The 18,697-nt window shown below is 41.0% G+C and carries 17 protein-coding genes and 1 pseudogene; 8 read left to right on the top strand and 10 right to left on the bottom strand.

Annotated elements, in window-relative coordinates:
• Positions 1-126: 126 nt before the first annotated feature.
• Positions 127-360: a hypothetical protein gene (locus CKW03_RS01680; RefSeq protein WP_093101199.1), complete on the bottom strand. Its 234-nt coding sequence runs from the start codon at positions 358-360 to the stop codon at positions 127-129.
• Positions 361-507, bottom strand: coding sequence for a hypothetical protein (locus tag CKW03_RS20225; RefSeq protein WP_157739356.1), 147 nt, complete (start codon positions 505-507; stop codon positions 361-363). It abuts the gene before it with no gap.
• Positions 508-635: 128 nt separating this feature from the next.
• Between CKW03_RS20225 and CKW03_RS01675 the strand changes: the two genes are divergently transcribed.
• Positions 636-1,328 carry an FkbM family methyltransferase gene (locus tag CKW03_RS01675; protein ID WP_093101197.1) on the top strand — a complete coding sequence of 231 codons (693 nt, stop codon included), beginning with the start codon at positions 636-638 and terminating at the stop codon, positions 1,326-1,328.
• Here CKW03_RS01675 and CKW03_RS01670 read toward each other — a convergent pair.
• Positions 1,325-2,248, bottom strand: a complete 924-nt coding sequence (locus tag CKW03_RS01670) for a glycosyltransferase family protein (protein ID WP_093101195.1) — start codon at positions 2,246-2,248, stop codon at positions 1,325-1,327. The genes CKW03_RS01675 and CKW03_RS01670 overlap by 4 nt on opposite strands.
• Before the next feature lie 124 nt (positions 2,249-2,372).
• On the opposite strand from CKW03_RS01670, the gene CKW03_RS01665 reads away from it, so the two are divergent.
• From CKW03_RS01665 to CKW03_RS01655, 3 genes are read left to right on the top strand one after another with little or no spacing between them, the layout of a single operon-like run.
• A complete protein-coding gene (locus CKW03_RS01665) occupies positions 2,373-3,827 on the top strand; it encodes a lipopolysaccharide biosynthesis protein (RefSeq protein ID WP_093101193.1) in 1,455 nt (484 codons plus the stop codon).
• Positions 3,827-5,200, top strand: coding sequence for an asparagine synthetase B family protein (locus CKW03_RS01660; RefSeq protein WP_093101191.1), 1,374 nt, complete (start codon positions 3,827-3,829; stop codon positions 5,198-5,200). The genes CKW03_RS01665 and CKW03_RS01660 overlap by 1 nt, the downstream gene beginning before the upstream one ends.
• The gene (locus CKW03_RS01655) at positions 5,178-6,299 is read left to right on the top strand and encodes a CapA family protein (RefSeq protein WP_093101189.1); all 1,122 of its coding nucleotides are present in this window, start codon (positions 5,178-5,180) and stop codon (positions 6,297-6,299) included. The genes CKW03_RS01660 and CKW03_RS01655 overlap by 23 nt, the downstream gene beginning before the upstream one ends.
• On the opposite strand, the pseudogene CKW03_RS01650 reads toward CKW03_RS01655, so the two are convergent.
• The 4 genes and pseudogenes from CKW03_RS01650 to CKW03_RS01635 form a co-directional block, all read right to left on the bottom strand.
• Positions 6,296-7,039 (bottom strand): annotated as a pseudogene (locus tag CKW03_RS01650) (DeoR/GlpR family DNA-binding transcription regulator). The gene CKW03_RS01655 and the pseudogene CKW03_RS01650 sit on opposite strands and share 4 nt — an antisense overlap.
• Positions 7,040-7,098: 59 nt before the next feature.
• Complete coding sequence (locus tag CKW03_RS01645) at positions 7,099-8,328, bottom strand: hypothetical protein (protein WP_093101188.1); 1,230 nt, start codon at positions 8,326-8,328, stop codon at positions 7,099-7,101.
• 120 nt (positions 8,329-8,448) lie between these two features.
• A complete protein-coding gene (locus CKW03_RS01640; protein WP_093101186.1) occupies positions 8,449-9,174 on the bottom strand; it encodes a YebC/PmpR family DNA-binding transcriptional regulator in 726 nt (241 codons plus the stop codon).
• A 1-nt stretch (position 9,175) separates the two neighbouring features.
• Positions 9,176-10,126, bottom strand: a complete 951-nt coding sequence (locus tag CKW03_RS01635) for an NAD-dependent epimerase/dehydratase family protein (protein ID WP_093101184.1) — start codon at positions 10,124-10,126, stop codon at positions 9,176-9,178.
• 371 nt (positions 10,127-10,497) lie between these two features.
• On the opposite strand from CKW03_RS01635, the gene CKW03_RS01630 reads away from it, so the two are divergent.
• The gene (locus CKW03_RS01630) at positions 10,498-11,487 is read left to right on the top strand and encodes an aspartate-semialdehyde dehydrogenase (protein ID WP_093101182.1); all 990 of its coding nucleotides are present in this window, start codon (positions 10,498-10,500) and stop codon (positions 11,485-11,487) included.
• A 352-nt stretch (positions 11,488-11,839) separates the two neighbouring features.
• Here CKW03_RS01630 and CKW03_RS01625 read toward each other — a convergent pair whose 3' ends face one another.
• Together CKW03_RS01625 and CKW03_RS01620 are read right to left on the bottom strand one after the other, a co-directional pair.
• Positions 11,840-12,832 carry a Kelch repeat-containing protein gene (locus tag CKW03_RS01625; RefSeq protein WP_093101180.1) on the bottom strand — a complete coding sequence of 331 codons (993 nt, stop codon included), beginning with the start codon at positions 12,830-12,832 and terminating at the stop codon, positions 11,840-11,842.
• 3 nt (positions 12,833-12,835) lie between these two features.
• A complete protein-coding gene (locus tag CKW03_RS01620) occupies positions 12,836-14,197 on the bottom strand; it encodes a DUF4270 family protein (RefSeq protein ID WP_093101178.1) in 1,362 nt (453 codons plus the stop codon).
• Between the two features lie 271 nt (positions 14,198-14,468).
• On the opposite strand from CKW03_RS01620, the gene CKW03_RS01615 reads away from it, so the two are divergent.
• From CKW03_RS01615 to pncA, 3 genes are read left to right on the top strand one after another with little or no spacing between them, the layout of a single operon-like run.
• Complete coding sequence (locus CKW03_RS01615) at positions 14,469-15,896, top strand: sensor histidine kinase (protein ID WP_093101176.1); 1,428 nt, start codon at positions 14,469-14,471, stop codon at positions 15,894-15,896.
• A gap of 51 nt (positions 15,897-15,947) precedes the next feature.
• On the top strand, positions 15,948-16,622 hold the full coding sequence (locus CKW03_RS01610) for a response regulator transcription factor (RefSeq protein WP_093101174.1): 675 nt from the start codon (positions 15,948-15,950) through the stop codon (positions 16,620-16,622).
• A 19-nt stretch (positions 16,623-16,641) separates the two neighbouring features.
• Positions 16,642-17,232: a bifunctional nicotinamidase/pyrazinamidase gene (gene pncA, locus CKW03_RS01605; RefSeq protein WP_093101172.1), complete on the top strand. Its 591-nt coding sequence runs from the start codon at positions 16,642-16,644 to the stop codon at positions 17,230-17,232.
• On the opposite strand, the gene CKW03_RS01600 is transcribed toward pncA, so the two are convergent.
• Positions 17,233-18,669: a M28 family peptidase gene (locus tag CKW03_RS01600; protein ID WP_093101170.1), complete on the bottom strand. Its 1,437-nt coding sequence runs from the start codon at positions 18,667-18,669 to the stop codon at positions 17,233-17,235.
• Between the last annotated feature and the right edge of the window lie 28 nt (positions 18,670-18,697).

Here is an 18,697-nt window from a genome sequence, read left to right as displayed (position 1 = left end):
TCTCGTCACCTATGGGTGTTTTGGTTGGAAGTTATTTACACCAGAATCTGAAAAATTTAGGATTTTCTTTAATCATAAGATGATAATAATTCAGGTTTTTATGGGGCGGGCGTATTCGATACGCCCCTACAGTATTGGGGATTTTCCAGCGATATGATTGATTAAAATCTTGGTCAATCCTCCCATCCTGTACCCTGAGCTCTGCCGAAGGGCATCCTGGTTCAAAACCAGTTCTTGGTCAATCCTCTTATCCCATTCATCCTGGTTCAAATCCGGCGGGCGTATTCGATACGCCCCTACAGTATTGGGGATTTTCCAGCGATATGATTGATTAAAATCTTGGTCAATCCTCCCATCCATTTAATCCTGGTTCAAACCATGGTATCCGTGAGCTCCTTCGTCGGTTTGGTACTTTTGGGCTTCAAAAGTAACAGAAGAATTGGTATCCCTGAGCTCCTTCGTCGGTTTGGTTAATTTGGTATCCAAAAGTAACAAAGATTCCCTCATAACAGGATTAAACATTCCTCCACAAAACTGTTAAATGGTCCTAAATTTTTTATCCAACTTACTTACCCTAGAAAAATAAATTGTACATTGATTGCAAAATATTAACGATTATAAATTGCTTTGGCCCAATGTCTAAAATTAAGAAAGCTGTCTTAACTTATTTCCCGATACATAAATTTTTCCATGCGCGTTCATTTTCACAAGAGGGCGAGGACATGGTCCTTAGAGGATTTTATGAAGGTCGTAAAAACTACAAGGGATTCTATGTGGATGTAGGTGCCCACCATCCCTATAGATTCTCCAACACCATGTACTTCTATAAAAAAGGATGGCGTGGTATCAATATAGAACCTTCACCAGAAGCCATGAAATGGTTCAACTGGTTTAGGACCAAAGACGTAAATCTCAACATCGGCATCAGCGAAAGTCCGCAAGAATTGACCTACTATTGCTTCAATGAACCCGCACTAAACGGATTTTCCCAAGAAATATCTGAAAAAAGAGATGGCCTGAATGCCAAATACCATTTGATAAAAACGATCCCCGTGCCAACATTACCTCTAAAAGAGGTCTTGCAAAAGCACCTCCCAAAAGGAAAAAAGATTGATTTCCTATCTGTCGATGCAGAAGGATTTGACCTGATCGTCCTCAACAGCAATGATTGGCAGCAATATAGGCCAACATTTGTCTTGGTAGAAGAGGAATTGTCTATCGCTGACTTGAATAAATCGGAAGTCTTTCAATTGATGCTTGAAAAGGGATACTCTTTGGTAGCAAAAACCAAAAGGACTTTATTCTTTAAGAATTTAGAAGAGAATTAAGCCTTCAGTTTTCGCATCTTCCGTTCCAATAGCTTCTTTTCTATGAATTTCGCCAACCTTTCGAAGAAGGTTCCCTTGCGATTTTTATAGAAATGCTTAATGGCCTGGAATGCCAAGGGATCTTCTTCCAAGATAATCGGGAATTTGCGAACAGGCTTTTTGGAAAGCTCCACTCGATAGACCTTATCTACATCCGAATGGGTCCCCGAACCGTCGGTCCCTGTATTTTGGATAAATGAAAAACGCGGATACAACACAAGCCCACCTTTGTTGAATACCGATAGGTACCAACGAATCGCCCAGGAATTGATTTTGCCCGCTTTGAACTGTTTGACCTGCTTCCAGAAGTTCTCCGAATTATCTACGCTGAAAGCCTTCCTTTGTTTACGGGTAAAATCCTTGGTCAACTCCTCAATATCGGGATTGAAGTGCTGCCAAGCCCTATCCCATGTTGCCCAGCCCCAACTATTGGCTACCCGGAAGAAAAAGGATTGCGGCAGTTTCTTGGGCTTATCCACAGGATACATATAGCCCGAGATCTCCATCACCTTTTCCTGATCTTGATACTGGTTCAGTGCATCATTGAAGTATTGAAGGGCAAAACTGGAGGTTTCCAGGTCATCCTCCAAAACAATGATCTTTCCATGTTTCTGTACCACCTGGGTTACCCCTTCAATGATACTGTTGGCAAGCCCCTTGTTTTGAGAACGCTCGATAATATAGATATGCTTAAACTTCCAAGGTTCCCGGATAATGGAACGAACTTGGTTGACCGAATCGATATCTTGGGCCGTCTTGGCACCATCTGAAAAGATGTAGATATCGGATTGTTCCGCCAAACTGTTGGCCTCAAGAGCTGATAATGTCTTACGGGTATGTACGGGTCTATTGTAAACAAATAAAGCGATTGGTGCTAGCATGTGAAAAGGAAAATCAATCTATTCTAAATCAAATATATGAGTAAATCTTGTAATGCATTAAGTATAATGCTTTTTTCTTATGCTGTACAAGAATCTTTCCTAAATTTGTTGATTAATCCAATACATGAGCGAAAACACGAAAAAAATCACCCTCAACGGGCTATTCTGGAATGCCTTAGATCGATTCGGTAATCAGGCCATCGTCACTATCGTCGCCATCATTACTGCCAGGATCATAAGCCCCGATGAGTTTGCTGTGATCGCCGCCTTGGCGATATTTTCCATTATCGCTACAACCTTTGTGGATAGCGGATTAGCAACTTCGTTGGTCAGGACCAAAGTAGTGGATGAATTGGACTATTCGTCCATGTTCATCTTTAACCTCTCTGTAAGCGCCATTATTTACCTGATTCTCTATTTTGCATCCCCCTATATCGAAAAATACTACAATATCCCAGGCCTTGCCCTATATGCTAGGGTCTTGTTCCTGCAGATAATAATCCAATCTTTTAGTATTGTACAATACGTAAAAATCCTCAAGAAGTTTCAATTCCATTTAACGACCAGGGTCAATGTATTGGCAGTTCTTTTTGCCGGCATTATTGTGATCATTGTTGCCTTATTGGGCTATGGGGTATGGGCATTGATTTTACAACCCCTTTTGTACACGCTGTTCAGAACGATTATGCTATGGATATGGGGCGATTGGAAAGTAAACTTCGCTTTCAGTGCAGCATCCTTAAAAAAGCACCTTTCATTCTCCCTTTCCTTTATGGTTTCAAATATGTTGGGAAAGATACTATCCCCTTTTTATGCTTCTTTTATCGGAAAACATTACACTGCTGACCAAGTAGGATACTATTACCAAGGGAATAAATGGGGAGAAACGGCAGGACAGACCATTACCGCCATTTTGCAAGGAACGACTTTGTCTACCTTGACCCCCATCCAAGACGACCTTCCAAGGTTCTTGAATGCCAGCAGAAAAACATTGTCAAGCCTTGCATTCGCATTGATCCCGATCAGCTTTCTGGCCATTGCAGTGGCAAAACCAGGCTTTGTATTCTTCCTAACGGACACCTGGGTTTCATCTATAATTTTGTTCCAAATATTATGTTTCGCCAGCATCTTCACTTCATTGACCGACCTGAACGCGAACTTCCTGAATATCAAAGGACGCTCTAAATTTTTCCTGAGCTTGGAAATCATCAAAGTTTCCTTAGCCATCATAGCCCTGTTTTTAACCTATAAACATGGCCTGGTCATGATTGCTCTTGGCCTCGTTGCCGTTAGGATCATTTGCTATATTATTGCAGCGAGCATGAGCGGAAGAGTTTATGGCTACAACCTGTTTATGCAGGTCAAAGACCTTTTACCAACTACCCTTATATCCATCATAGCAGCAGGACTGGCTTATTTACCGCTGTATTTTAACCTTATCCCGAATTACTTGCTTCTCATCATTGTACAAAGCCTTATATTCGTAGTTATTTATGTTGGAGCCAACCATATGATCAAAAATGATATCTGGATGGAAATATTGGGCATGTTAAAGAAGAAATTAGCGAAAAAATCTTAATGGAAGTTGCAAAAGGAAATTGGGTAGGTTATCAAACCGTATTCTATAATCTTAAAACCGGAAAATATAGCCAAGAGATCAATGAAGTCATTGATTACGCCAATCTGGAAATTGATCCAGAGGGCTTAGCTGCTTATCTAGATTTTGGCTATAGCGTATTTGGACATACACCGGTCAAAGACGTAAAATACCTCTTGCCCAACCAAATACTGTCTCTTGAAAATGACAGACTTTCTATCAAAGAGGGGAATGATGACACCTTAAACCTCTTGGGCAAAAAATCGCATGAAGACGATGTCTTCCATAAATTAAGCACTGCTCTCCAAAATTGGGCGGATGGATTTAAAGATGATATCCTGATTCCCACCAGTGGTGGTTTTGATTCCAGGTTGATGAATGTACTTTTGGAAGACAAGAGCAGGATCCATGCCTATACCTATGGTACCTCCTTAAACCAGGATGAATCGCGGGAGGCCGTATATGCAGGTTTGTTGTCCAAAAGATTGCATACCCAATGGAAAAGGATTCCACTTGGCAAGTTCAATGTCTATATGGATCAATGGTATGATCAATTTGGTCCTGCCGTTGCCGCATCTGGCACTTACCACATGGAATTTTATGACAAGATCAAGCAATTGGAAGCCGGCAACCCTATGCATCTCTTGAGCGGCATTATTGGTGATGCCTGGGCTGGAGCTGTCAAAGTGCCCATGATAGATAGCTCAGCCTCTTATCGTACCCTTGGATACACCCATGGAATGAGTGCCGATTCTAAATTGGCGATGGACATAGACTACAGTAGCATCGTAGAGCCTATTTATGATCGTCAAAAAGAACATTTAGGTTCACCTGAATACCGCATCATCACCGCCATGCGGACCAAGATGATGATGTTACAGTATTTGATTTCTGTGCCCGCAAAAATGGGATATCCTGGCTACTCTCCATTCGTGGATGAGGACATTGCCATTTCCATGTTGAACCTTCCTGTAGAAAGAAGGGAGAATCGGGCATGGCAAAGGGATTTCTTTAGAAAGAACAACCTCCTTTTTGAAGAGGAAAAACATAAATACACCTATCAAAATTCACTCAATTATTACGCACTCCTCAACGAGACGCTGACCCCATTAAATGTGGATTTATTGAAGGAATGCCTCAATCCGGAATATTTAAACTGGATCAACCAAAAGATCATGCACATCGGAAGGAAGGAAAAGATCTTCCAAACCTTGATGCATACCCCTAAGGTCAAGGGAGTTTTGAAACTATTAGGTGCAAAAAACGATTTGTTGGAAGCTTATTTTGCTTATATTACAATCAAACCGATTGAAAATTTATTGATAAGAAGAAATGCCAGCCACATCCAAGCATAAGTTTGTCTTTGTTGGAGATATTGTTTGTGAAAAAGCACCGCAATTTTCCCCAAGCCTCAAGGAACTTTTCAACTCAGCAGATTTGAAATCCTGCAATTTTGAAGCACCACTACAGGGGCTGGGCCAACCTATCCATAAAACAGGTCCTTTGGTAGCCCAAAACAAAAATGCTCCAAACTGGCTGCAAGAACTCGGTTTCAACTGTTTTTCCCTAGCGAACAACCATATTTATGACTTCGGTGAAGATGCCCTCCTGAAAACAATGGAACAATTCCCGAGAAAAGAAATCTTGGGAGTAGGCTCCGAAGAAGAAGCCTATGGCTTAAAAACTTGGACTTTTGATGAGGTCAAATACGGTTTCTTGGCCTATGGAGAAAATGGATATGGGGCATTGAACGGAGACCGCTTGGTTGGACATGCTTGGGTAAATGCCAAGCGCGTAAACGCTGATATCCAACAGTACAAGAAGCAGGTTGATGTGCTGATCGTGCAAATCCATGCCGGTGTTGAATTATTGGATGTGCCTATCCCAGAATGGAAAGACCGCTATAAGGAATTGATTGACCTAGGTGTTGATGTCATTATCGCCCATCACCCCCACGTCGTACAGGGAATCGAAGAATATAATGGCAAATTGATTGCCTATAGCCTTGGCAATTTTTATTTTGAATATCCCGCAAATCATCCACAATGGAATGTGGGTGGAGTATTGGAGCTGGAATTCGAAAACAAAAAGCTGAGCAAGCATTTCCTACATATCGTAGAAAAGAAAAAACAGCTCGTAGAATTGAAGGACGAAAAGCTCTCTGCAAATTTTGTGAAGCCTCTTTCTGCCAAGTTGGGAAATGAAGAATACCTGGAATATGTAAATAGGAAGGCATTGGAGGAATGGAAAAAACACCATGCTTCCTATTATGCCAAGCCGTTTAATGGAATAGCAGGCTACAGTGTCTTTAAACTACTTAAACATGCCAAGCGGACCCTTTTCAACCGCAGGATCAATTACAACCTTATTTGGCACAACCTTTTTATAGAAAGCAACAAATGGCTCGTTGAAAGAGCCATTCGTTTAAAAACCTTTGGAAAGAAACCAAATTAGATAATGGTTATCTGTTTACTGAATTCTTCTAAACTTGGATGCTTTGGATTTAAGTCCGTGATGAGATAGGTTATATCTTTCAATGGACATACCCTAAGTTTCTGGTTGGAGTTCAATTTCTCCACGATACTCAATACCCCTAATTTCTGCGAGCATTTGATCATCGCTTTCTTGATCTGAACGACCTCCCAATCGGAATCGGTCACCCCCTCTTCAACAGAAAGACTGTTGGTCCCTAAAAGACATAGATCTACCTTGATATCAGACAGTTCATTGATGACCTGCGAGCCTGATACCACATTGGTATTTCTCGAGAGCTTACCTCCTAAGAGGAAAACCTCAAGGTTCTCTTTCTCCGCTTATTCCAACGCGACAAGTGGACTGATCGTGAAAAATGTACACTGCACATCCTTTGGAACCAAACGTGCCAACTCAATCATACTGGTCCCGCCTCCAACTAAAATAGTCATTCCGCTTTGAATCAACGAAATAGCCTTCGAAGCAATCTCTTTCTTAGCTTCTTTGGCATATACATTCCCTTCTTGGAAAGGATATTGAAAAGACTTAGATAATGCACCCCCATATACTTTTAGCACTTTACCGCTCTCTGCCAATTCGTTTAAATCACGACGAATGGTATCTTCAGAAACATTCAGCTGAACGCTTAGATCAGAGGATAAAACTTTATTATGTATGTTGATTTGATGTATTATATAGGCTTGCCTTTCTTCTTTTAACATATTTTTTACGCAATTTTGTAATTAAAATTATAAAATAAATGGGATTATCCATATTAATTCTAATCCTCTTTATCTTTTTGATCTGATGATTTCTTGGCCACAAAACGCGGCTTGAATCCTACTGGTTTCGTTGTTGTTTGGGTAGATGGTTCTTCAGTTGGAGTACTTGATTGCTCAGGATTGGGATCCTGGTCCTCCTGGTTAGTAGCTGCTTTGGTAACACCAGCTTTAAAACGTGGTTTAAAGCCAGTTGGTTTAGATGTAACTTCTTCTGTAGCTGTAGTTGCTGCATCATCGGATGCAGATGGTTCCTCTGCTACTTTATTTTCTTGTACAGACTCCGCACTAGGTTCTTCCTTCTCCTCCAGCTTCTTAGGAAGGTTCGCAGCCTTAAACCTTGGCGTAAAGCCTTTAGGTTTAGACGCTTCTATGGAAGCTTCTTCTTTTGCTTCAGGAGCTGATTCCTCTTGAGCTTCACTTTCTACCTTCTTCGGTAGATTCGCGGCCTTAAACCTTGGTGTAAAACCTTTAGGCTTTGGCGCTTCGATTGTGGCTTCTTCTTGAGCTTCAGGAGCTGACTCTTCTTTATTTTCGTCTTCTACCTTTTTCGGTAGATTCGACGCTTTAAACCTCGGCGTAAAGCCTTTTGGTTTCGCTGGGGCCGCAGCCTCCTTGTTCTCTTCGGTATTATCTGCCGGAGTTTCCGCTTGGCTATCTTCTGGCTTTTCTGATTCTATTTTTTTAGGAAGGTTTGCTGCTTTGAACCTTGGCGTAAAGCCTTTTGGCTTAGCAACAGCCTCCTCGCTATCTTTAGGGCCGTCAGCCGGCTTATCGGACACATTGCCTTCCATTGGCCCGTCCAATCTTTCAGGTGGAGCAGCAGCCTTAAAACGAGGCTTAAAGCCTGCCGGTGCTTTTGCAGCTGGCTTCTCTTCGGTTTCCGCTGTTGGCTCAATCGCTTTCTCCTCCACGGTTTTGACAGCAGCCTTGAACTTAGGACGGAATCCTGCTGGCTTAGCTGCTGCCGGAGCAGTGCTTGTTGATGCCGCAGTTGCAGGCGCAGTCGATTCTGCCTTGACTTCCCCCTTCTTCGGTTCCGTAATTTCGATCTCTTTCAAGAGGTAATCTTTTCTGAGCCTATTGAACCAGAACTTCTTGCTATGATCAAAGCTTTTTTCACCCATCAAGGCATAATCCCTATCAAATTCATGATAGAGATCAGGCTTCGCTTTTTGCAAAGCATTGATGTCAATTTTCTTTTTCGTGAAAAACTCGGTGAACGAAAGCATATACAAATGTATACATTTAGACCAAAAAACGCACAGGAACTGAACTTTCTTCAAATCCCTTTGTATATAAACAGAAAAAGAGGGCAAGCCCTCTTTTATGTTTTCATATCCTAATCTGGATTAGTCCATGTTGTGATATACCGCTTGGACGTCATCATCCTCCTCGATCTTATCGATCAATTTTAGGACGTCAGCAGCTTGTTCTTCCGACAGGGTTGTATGCGATAATGCGATACGTTCTGTTTTAGCAGAAGAAACTTCAATACCTTTTTCTTCCAACAGTCGTTGCATGTTTCCAAAATCTTCAAAAGAAGTCTGTACCACGATGATATCGTTTCCTTCTTCATCAGCCTCCACATATAACTCTTCTAGACCGCCATCGATCAATTCTAATTCTAATTCTTCTACATCCAGTTCATCTGTAGCCGGAAAACGGAAAACAGATTTCCTTTGGAAGATAAAATCCAGAGACCCAGTTTTACCTAGGGAACCTCCAGCTTTTGTAAAATAACTTCTAACGTTTGCTACGGTTCTGTTGGTATTATCAGTAGCAGTTTCGATCAATACCGGTACACCATGTGGACCGTATCCTTCGTATACAAATTCTTCGTATCCTTTTGAATCCTTCTCAGAGGCTCTTTTGATTGCCGCTTCAACACGGTCCTTAGGCATGTTTACAGCCTTGGCGTTTTGAATTGCGGTACGTAAGCGGGAATTGTTCTCCGGGTGAGGACCGCCTTCTTTTACTGCGATTGCAATTTCTTTTCCAAGACGCGTAAATTGAACGGCCATCTTGGCCCAGCGTTTAAATTTTCTTTCTTTTCTAAATTCGAAAGCTCTACCCATTTTATTTTAGTTTTGTTTTAAGATTCTCCAGCATGTCTTTTGCCATCCCTGCCAGATCAAATGTCGGCTTCCAGCCCCAATCTGCTCTTGCTTGATCGTCATTGATGCTCTTTGGCCATGAATCAGCAATTGCTTGACGCGGATCATTGTCTGAATAGGAGATTTCAAAATTAGGGAGAATTTTTTTAATTTCTTCAGCAATTTCTGTCGGAGTAAAACTAACCCCCGAAAGATTGTAGCTGGAGCGGATCGTCAAACCCGCTGATGGAGCGTCCATTAGCTCGATGGTACCCCGAACCGCATCATCCATGTACAGCATCGGCAACTCGGTGCCTGCATTTAGGAAGGAAGTATATTTCCCTTGACGGATAGCCTCAAAAAAGATATGGACCGCATAGTCGGTAGTACCCCCTCCTGGTTCTGTACGCCAAGAGATAATTCCTGGATAACGGACACTGCGGATATCCAAACCATACTTGTTATGGTAATATTCACATAAACGCTCTCCAGCCAATTTACTGATCCCGTAAATGCTGTTTGGATCCATCACACAATATTGCGGTGTGTTCTCTTTTGGAGAATGTGGGCCAAATACCGCAATGGAACTAGGCCAGAAGATCTTCTTGATCCCCAACTCTACAGCTAGGTCCAATACATTCAACAGACCGTTCATGTTCAGGTCCCAAGCTTTCTGTGGGTATTGCTCCCCAGTAGCCGATAGCATCGCTGCCAATAAATAAATCTGAGTAGGTTTATATTTAAGGATCAAGGCTTTGATCGCTTCTTTGTCCAAAACATTCAGGGTTTCAAAGATCTCACCTTCGGCAATCTCTTTGGGTTCGCGTATATCTGAGGTGATAACATTCTCGTTCCCGAACTTGATTCGCAATGCTGCGGCTAACTCTGAACCAATCTGACCATTGGCTCCGATCATCAAAATGACTTCTTTCATTATAGAAATGATAGTTTTATAAATTTAGTTATTTCAATAACTTCTAAAATAATATGGCGAAATTACCAATTAAATGCCTGAATATGATGCTTCCCAACATTTTGCGCAAACGTATGATTTAATTTTTTACAATCAAAAGGCATTCGGACGTTTACGCTCTGTAAAACCGATTTTTCAATGAAACATTGTCAACGAAAACCCATTTTGTCTGAACGTTTTTCATTAAATGGCAAATCCTGTTGAACTTTATTCCATCATAGTGATAATCAATTATTAAAAGCGAAAATATTCCAAAATTGTTCAGGTTTATTTAGTATGTTTGTTACCTTAAGAAAATCAATAATAATTAAAATTTTAAGCAAATATTATTTATGAAAGTTGCAGTAGTAGGCGCGACTGGTCTAGTCGGGTCAGAAATGTTGACAGTGTTAGCGGAACGTAATTTCCCAGTTACAGAATTGATTCCTGTTGCTTCTGAAAGAAGTAAGGGTAAGGAAATCGAATTCAAGGGAAAGAAGTATAAGGTCGTGACTGCATCTGAAGCTATTGCTCTTAAACCTGATGTAGCGCTTTTCTCGGCCGGTGGTAGCACTTCTACGGAATATGCGCCTCTGTTCGCAGAAGCTGGAATTACCGTTATCGATAATTCTTCGGCTTGGCGTATGGACCCGAGCAAGAAATTGATCGTCCCTGAAGTAAATGGTGATGTATTGACTGCGGAAGACAAAATCATCGCAAACCCGAACTGCTCAACCATCCAGATGGTTGTGGTGATGAAGCCTTTGCATGAAAAATATAAAATCAAACGTGTTGTCGTTTCTACCTACCAATCCGTAACTGGAACTGGTGTAAAAGCTGTTGATCAATTGATGAACGAGCGTAAAGGTATCGAAGGTGAAAAAGCTTATCCTTACCAGATCGACTTAAACGTTATCCCTCATATCGATGTTTTCCAAGACAATGGATACACCAAAGAGGAAATGAAAATGATCCAAGAGACCAACAAGATCATGGGTGATGATTCGATCAAGGTTACAGCTACGACAGTACGTATCCCAGTTATCGGCGGTCACTCGGAATCGGTAAACATTGAGTTTGAAAACGAATTCGACTTGGCAGATGTTCGTGCCGCTTTAGCAGCGCAAGAAGGTGTGGTGGTTGTCGACAACCCTGCAAACCTAGAATATCCAATGCCTAAGGATGCACATGGCAAAGACGAAGTATTCGTTGGCCGTATCCGTAGAGATGAAACACAAGAAAAAACATTGAACTTATGGGTAGTTGCGGATAACCTTCGTAAAGGTGCAGCAACCAATGCGGTTCAAGTGGCAGAACTATTATCTGCTAAAGGACTTATCTAAAAAACACTAGATATTTCAATAATTAAGTAAAGTGGCAACCCCTAAAAGGTTGCCACTTTACTTTTGGGCCATAGCCATAAAAACACTCGCAACTTAATCCCGAAGGAATCCCAACGCTTTGATAAAAAATCGAGATGTTGCTTCGAGCCTTGTTTTACTCTCGTTCGAGACATATTCGGAAAATTCGGAATATGCCTCGAATAAGACCAAGCTTATTTCCAAGAAACCTCATCCAAAAAAAGACCCCGCAAAACGAGGTCATTTAATGCTAAACAAGAAGGCTTGAAGAGCTAAATTCAATAAAAAAGGGATGACCAATAGGACATCCCTTTTCTATCGTTATATAAAATTATTATCTAACTGGAGTGAACACGTAAGTGTCATCGAAGAAGGTGGTACCGTTGTTACCTGTAGTGATATAACCTTTTCCTTTGATTGCAAAAGAAACTGCATTTTCACGTGCTGAAGGTAATGATTGGCTTCCATCAGACCAAGAGTCATCAGAAGGATTGTATTTCCAAACAGTAGTAACTACACCTGATTGAGAACGACCAGACACAACATAACCGTTGTTTCCAATAGCGAATGCACCTGCTCTAAAGCGTCTAGCATCTTTGTTGTCTGCGTTTAATGCTTTTTTAGGAACCCAATTGGTACCATCAAAAGAATAGAAATCTTCTGTAGGAACTCCGTTTGAGTAACCACCACCAACATAAGCAACATTATTGATTACGAATGCATAAGCATCACCTTTTTTGTTACTGAATGAAGTTTTGATTTCAGTCCATTTATCAGTAGCTGGATCATATTTATAGAAATCTGAGAAAGTCTCATCTGTAGCTTGAACTTTTCCTAAACCTACGTAAGCAGCATTTCCTAATGTGAATGCTACAGCACCATGACGTGCATCACCTGGGAAGTCAGCCACTTTTTTCCAAGTGTTAGTTGCAGGGTCATATTGGTAAAAATCTTTAAATGGGGCAGAAGTTTCACCATCTGTACCATATCCTAGACCAATATATCCTTTTCCAGCAACAGCAAAACCTACTGCGCTATGTCTTTTTGGACCGGTAAACTCTGCTTTCTTAACCCATGAAGAACCGTCGAATGCATAAGAGTCACTTAATAACTCATTTGTTTTCATTTGTCCACCTACCAAGTAAGCGACATCACTGATAGTAAATGTTGCAGCTAAATTTCTTGGCTTACCTGTGAATACAATAGATTTTTCCCATTCAGTTGGTCCTGAATCAGTATCTGTTGATTCCTCTTTTTTACATGAGTTAAAGGTTGTAATTGCGAAGGCTCCTATCAAAAGTAGTACAAGCCAATTTCTCTTATTCATAGACTATTTAAATTTTGTATATACGATATTTAATTTAACTTTCGGTTTATTTCTTTCTGTAGCAATCACAGAAGTGTATGGCGTAAAACCAAGGCCAGCCGTTGGAGACAAAGTTAAGAATAATGATTTTTCTTCTGAATGTGGCTCCGTAGCAGATTTAATATATTGAATCAGATTAAAAAGGTATCTTCCTTTTTTACCTGCATTATCTCCAACTAGGTAAGTTGCATATTGGGGGTCTCTACCAAACGGTATAGATACAAATGAAATTGGCGCTCTTGAATCTGCAATCATCAACATTGGATTCGGAACTGCCGGCATAAGACCTGTATGTGGGGTTTCTAACTCGATTTCTAATTCTGCCTTATTGATAGCAACTCCAGGTTGCGATAAAAAGTCTTTTAATGCTGGGAACTTGATTTCTGTCACCACGCCTGAACCTCCTTGGAAATAGGCAACACCTGATGTACTGGTACTGGCAATGGCTTTAGTAGAACTTAAGCCTTCAAATGCCGTTCCTTGTACGTTCTTGTCAAATTGATTGTATTGGAATGCCTTTTCAGTCATGTTCAACACTTTCGATCCTGTTTTCTTGAAGCCATCAGTTCCTAAATAGGAATAGTTAACCTTAACCTGTAAGGTATCAGAGAAACCTACGATCGCCGTATTGCTTTCAGCAGGCACCAAACTCAAGCCTTTAAAGTATTCTTGGAAGTTGGACGCTGAATTGAATGCGATATCAGAAGCTTTGATCTTATTAAAGAACTCAGCACCTAAGGCATCATTCAAGCGAATGGAAAGCGTATCTCTCTTGGTCTTCTTAGGACGGAATGTAACCGAACCCAATGCATCGGCAGCATAATTGAACTTTTGGGATCCAAAAATTGCAGGTCCTGTAATGTAAAACGGATTAGGGATTCCACTAGATGAATTCTCTAAGGTTTTAGTTTCAAGGGATTGGGTCAATCGGTGTGCAGAAATGGTCTGCATCTTGGTGGTATCTCCATATGCAATTCTCCAATAACTAGGCACCATCACTAGGTTCAACGAGTCAAACTTAGCATTGGTTGGGATTTCATTCGTAATACCTGTTGGGTTTAGCCTGAAATATGAAGTAGACTTTAAACTACCGGTAATGGGTTGATTGATCTTACCGACCAATACCACTCCGCTACCTGAAGTAGGGATATAGGGCATTTGTAAGGTGGACACAGTAGCGCTCAGCGTATCATCTGAGGTTACGTTTAGGTTGTCTAAATTATCGTTATCCAACGAGATTGACATATCCTTATCACAACTTACTGTAAAGAGTGCAGCACTTAAACCAAGAGTAGCAAAAAGAATAATTCGTAATTGTTTAATCATAAAATCATTAGTCTAGCAAAAGTATGGATTGCAGAAGTTTATCCCATGTTATTAAATGTTAAAATAAACATCCAAAAGCATGATTAATGGACTTATTGACTTCTTCCATGAAAAATCTTTTGTAAGCAGCATAAATCTATTGAGCAAATAACGTATTATTAAGCAGAAATGCGACAATTTAAGTAGCACTTTGTTAATCAGTGTTATAATTTGTTAAAAGCCCACCAATATTTATGCGGAGCAAATCTACTAATTTAAATTTGTTTTAATTATGTTAAAAAAGTATAAAATATTGCTCGCTTCCATTGTCCTCACTATCGCCGGGATCGTCGTTGTGCTGGGTTTTTGGTTATTTGGAAGTTATTTCGGCCATAAACAGTTCTTTTTGGGAATGACCGAACATGAGCTATTTGATGTGGTTCAGGACTTTTACAATGAAAACGAAGAGCAAATCCAAAAGGAAAACCAAAATCAACGAAAGGACAGAATTGATAGGCTTTCCATTGCTTTTAAAGAAAAATATCCGCAAATAAATGTCGATACCATAAAAAGTATCTTCGAGAACCAGAATTTCAACCGCAAGAACGATCGACAGAACGTAACTGATTCCACAGGCAATTCCAAGAACAAGATGAGCCGGCATTTTATTTCATCTTATGTCGTGCGCACCATCAATTGGAATGAAGCCACGATCGACTCCTTGCAGATCCGCCTGGAAAAATCCTTACGGGAAAGAGATATGTACTCCCCTTTTGTATTACAGATATCCAATCTGCCTAATGAAGAGGAGCGCAATAAGGAATTTTACCATCAACGCTATAAGGAAAGTAAATCTAGGCCCATCGTGATCGACCAAAGTGAGAACCTTTACCTCGAGGTGGATTTCATCAATCCTACTGTTTACCTATTAAAGCAGATCGGTTGGCAACTTTTATTCTCCTTAATCTTGATCATCGCATTGATCGGAACATTCTGGGCCTTATTGGTCACCATCCGCAAGCAGAACCAATTGGCGATGATGCGCAAAGCATTTGTAAACAACATGACCCATGAGCTTAAGACTCCTGTTTCGACCGTAATGGCAGCCATTGAATCCATACAGCGCTATGGTGCCAAGGATGATAAGGAACGTATGAATAGGTACCTATCGATTTCAAGACAGGAACTGGAGCATCTCTCGGACATGATCGAAAGGGTCTTGCAGGTGGATGTAGCGGAAACGAATGGCGTACTGCTCGAGAAGACTTGGTTTGACCTGGAGTCCTTGATCGATGAATCGATGGAGAATGCCAAGCTATTCGCCAAAAAAGAAGTGGATATCCAAAAAACGATATCTGGGAATTCCTTCCAGATCTTTGCCGATCAAGCACATATAAAAAATGTGATCAGCAATCTTTTGGATAATGCCATAAAGTATGCCGGCGATCAAGTGAAAATCAATATCGCACTATCTGAAAACGGGGATAGATACAAGCTTTCCATCCAAGATAATGGAATAGGCATCCCAAAAGCCTATCAAAAGGGCGTGTTTGACCTATTCTTTAGGGTACCGTCGGGAAATGTACACAATGTGAAGGGATTTGGACTAGGCCTTGCTTATGTCAAGCAAATCGTACAGCAACATCAAGGTACGATAGATTTGAGCAGTGAAGAGTCAGTTGGCAGTACTTTTGTTATAGATTTACCAAAAGAATCCTAATTCGATTGAAGGAAACGGATGTAATTTGATTAGCCAATTCAATTTAGGGAAATGACAAACATCTTATATGTAGAAGACGAGGAAAGCCTAGCGATGATTGTTTCCGACAGTTTGGAGGAACATGGTTTTGAAGTGAGGCATGTGCTGAACGGGCAACAGGCCATTGTATTCCATAATAAGTATAAACCGGATATTATTGTGCTGGATGTGATGATGCCGATCATGGACGGATTCACGGCGGCGAAGGAAATCAGAAAGACCGACATGCTCACGCCTATTATCTTCCTTACTGCCATGACGCAGACAGAAGATGTGGTCAAAGGTTTTAAATTGGGTGCGAATGACTATATCCGAAAACCTTTTAAAATCGAAGAATTAATTGTCCGGATCGAAGCTGCGCTCAAAAAAGTTGGCCAAAGCATGTCCCCGAGCAAGCTTATCCTCGGCAATTACACCTTAGATAGTGGAAAAAACACCCTTAGTATCGGGGAAAATGTGGAAAAACTCTCTTACAGGGAGTCTGAACTGCTGAAGCGATTGATCGAAAACAAGGATAAGGTTATCCCTCGCGATGAAATCATCCGTACCTACTGGAGCAATGACACGTATTTTACTGGCCGTAGCCTAGATGTATTCATCAGCCGAATCCGGAAATACCTGGCTCAAGATGAAAGGATCAAGATCACGAACATCCGCGGAGTGGGCTATATGCTGTCCGTCGATTAAATTTTATTACATTAGAACTATGAAGGCACTGATTATTGTAGATGTTCAATACGATTTTTTACCGGGTGGATCATTGGAAGTCGCTAAAGGCGACGAGATCCTTCCAATTATAAACAGTATCCAAAAAGATTACGATTTAGTGGTTGCCACGCAAGATTGGCATCCCCAGGACCATCTGAGCTTTGCCAGCAAACATGAAGGCAAATTGCCATTTGAGGTTATTGATCTCGATGGACTTGAACAGGTCCTTTGGCCAGACCATTGCGTTCAGGAAAGCTATGGCTCACAGATTTCTGAAGACCTGGACAGCAGCCGCATTGAAGCCATCTTTAGAAAAGGCATGGACCCTAGAATCGACAGCTATAGCGGATTCTATGATAATGGCAAAAGGAAAGATACAGGGTTGGCAGGTTATTTAAAGGCTAGGAAAATCGATGAAGTCCATGTTTGTGGCTTAGCAGCAGACTTCTGCGTATTCTTTACGGCAATGGATGCGATTTCTGAAGGCTTCAAAACCAGCATAATTTCCAAAGCGACAAAAGCAATAGATAAAGGTGCATTCATGGAAAAGAAAAACACCTTTATCCAAGCTGGGGGATCATTGATCTAATTATTTACCCCAACGCCATTCTCCTGAAATCATTAAAGGTTCTTTCAATCCTTTAGATTCCAAGAATTTCACAATTTCATCATCTGAAAAACGTTGTGCAGGAATTGCTTTGGCGTTCGCTAAGGCATATAGGTAGGCAGCACCTACTTTAACAGTCTGCTCCAACCCTTTTTTATCGACAAGACTGAAAACATCATTGTCGGAATGGTAATACAAGCCGGCATTATTAGGCAACTTACCTCCAGCTGCAGATCCAGTCGGGATCCCTTGCATCATAAATGGCTGGTGGTCGCTATGCAATCCAGCACCTGAGGCATTGGTATTCTTAAAATCGGTATCTACTGTAGCATAAATGCCACCTAAGGAATCCAACAAAGGCATCATTTCTTCTCTACTAGTGGAGAAGCCAGTCGGTGCATTGGTCATATCGAAGTTCAACATATATTTGATCTGACCCAGAGTACCATTTTTAATAGCTTCTGCGACATAGGCTTTTGAACCCAGCAGACCTTGTTCTTCACCCATGAACAGGACGAAATCAATGGACCGCTTTGGTTTTAGATTAAGTTTCTTGAAAGCTCTTGCCATATCAATAATGGCATAGGAACCTAAACCATTGTCAATAGCTCCGGTTGCAAGGTCCCAACTGTCTAAGTGACCACCGATCACGATCTTCTCTTCCGGTAGCTCAGAACCTTTGATGGAAACGATAATGTTTCTGGCAGTTGCTTCATCTGCCTTATTGCGCATATTGATTTGGGCTTGTACCTTTTCTTTGGATAGGGCCTCCTTCCATTTCATACCGTCTTCAAATCCGATACAGATGGCCGGGATATCAATGAGTTTCCCGGTAATGGATGCCGTTCCAGTTAGCAGCACATTGCCCTTCACGCTGTTGATGAATACGATTCCTTTAGCACCGTATTTTTCAGCTAAGGCTGTTTTTTCAGAACGATGTAGATTTTTAAGTTTCTCTCCAGAATTAGGGAGAATGTGCAGGTAGACCAAGGCAATTTTTCCTTTGACTTGATCCCCAACCTTTTGATAGTCGGCCTCTAAGCCATTCCCAAGATCAACTAAATCAGCATTTAGATCGACCTTAACAGGAGAATGAGCCAAAGAAACTGTAGGAACATCGGAATTGTTTAGTTTTAAACTCAGCGATTCCCTAGCCCAGCTCTGAGCAGAAAAAGGTTGGTATTTGACGTCGTAGCCATAGGCCTTCAAGAGGTTGAACACATGCTCTTCAGCTTTTTTGCCGTGCTCTGAACCGGTCAAGCGGTGCCCTAGGTTTTCCGTACTATACTTTAAACGTTCATAGGCTTCCGAATTGGTATTAATATCTTCATAAATACGCTGGAAGTCGGTTTTTAGATTATCTTGCGCGGAGGCAAACTGATAACTTAATAAAAGGCAGATTAGGTAAATTCTTTTCATAATAGATGAATTTACGAAATCATTCTTA

Origin of the sequence: Sphingobacterium mizutaii, from assembly GCF_900187125.1 — a bacterium.
Taxonomy (GTDB): Bacteria; Bacteroidota; Bacteroidia; order Sphingobacteriales; family Sphingobacteriaceae; genus Sphingobacterium; species Sphingobacterium mizutaii.
Note: the sequence above shows the minus strand (reverse complement) of the source record. Positions and strands in the feature narration are given on the sequence as shown.

Bases quoted from the DNA above. Each gene is read 5' to 3' on its own strand.
- CKW03_RS01680 (WP_093101199.1), bottom strand. From the start codon at position 360: ATGGATGGGAGGATTGACCAAGATTTTAATCAATCATATCGCTGGAAA.
- CKW03_RS20225 (WP_157739356.1), bottom strand. From the start codon at position 507: ATGAGGGAATCTTTGTTACTTTTGGATACCAAATTAACCAAACCGACG.
- CKW03_RS01675 (WP_093101197.1), top strand. From the start codon at position 636: ATGTCTAAAATTAAGAAAGCTGTCTTAACTTATTTCCCGATACATAAA.
- CKW03_RS01670 (WP_093101195.1), bottom strand. From the start codon at position 2,248: ATGCTAGCACCAATCGCTTTATTTGTTTACAATAGACCCGTACATACC.
- CKW03_RS01665 (WP_093101193.1), top strand. From the start codon at position 2,373: ATGAGCGAAAACACGAAAAAAATCACCCTCAACGGGCTATTCTGGAAT.
- CKW03_RS01660 (WP_093101191.1), top strand. From the start codon at position 3,827: ATGGAAGTTGCAAAAGGAAATTGGGTAGGTTATCAAACCGTATTCTAT.
- CKW03_RS01655 (WP_093101189.1), top strand. From the start codon at position 5,178: ATGCCAGCCACATCCAAGCATAAGTTTGTCTTTGTTGGAGATATTGTT.
- CKW03_RS01645 (WP_093101188.1), bottom strand. From the start codon at position 8,328: ATGCTTTCGTTCACCGAGTTTTTCACGAAAAAGAAAATTGACATCAAT.
- CKW03_RS01640 (WP_093101186.1), bottom strand. From the start codon at position 9,174: ATGGGTAGAGCTTTCGAATTTAGAAAAGAAAGAAAATTTAAACGCTGG.
- CKW03_RS01635 (WP_093101184.1), bottom strand. From the start codon at position 10,126: ATGAAAGAAGTCATTTTGATGATCGGAGCCAATGGTCAGATTGGTTCA.
- CKW03_RS01630 (WP_093101182.1), top strand. From the start codon at position 10,498: ATGAAAGTTGCAGTAGTAGGCGCGACTGGTCTAGTCGGGTCAGAAATG.
- CKW03_RS01625 (WP_093101180.1), bottom strand. From the start codon at position 12,832: ATGAATAAGAGAAATTGGCTTGTACTACTTTTGATAGGAGCCTTCGCA.
- CKW03_RS01620 (WP_093101178.1), bottom strand. From the start codon at position 14,197: ATGATTAAACAATTACGAATTATTCTTTTTGCTACTCTTGGTTTAAGT.
- CKW03_RS01615 (WP_093101176.1), top strand. From the start codon at position 14,469: ATGTTAAAAAAGTATAAAATATTGCTCGCTTCCATTGTCCTCACTATC.
- CKW03_RS01610 (WP_093101174.1), top strand. From the start codon at position 15,948: ATGACAAACATCTTATATGTAGAAGACGAGGAAAGCCTAGCGATGATT.
- pncA (WP_093101172.1), top strand. From the start codon at position 16,642: ATGAAGGCACTGATTATTGTAGATGTTCAATACGATTTTTTACCGGGT.
- CKW03_RS01600 (WP_093101170.1), bottom strand. From the start codon at position 18,669: ATGAAAAGAATTTACCTAATCTGCCTTTTATTAAGTTATCAGTTTGCC.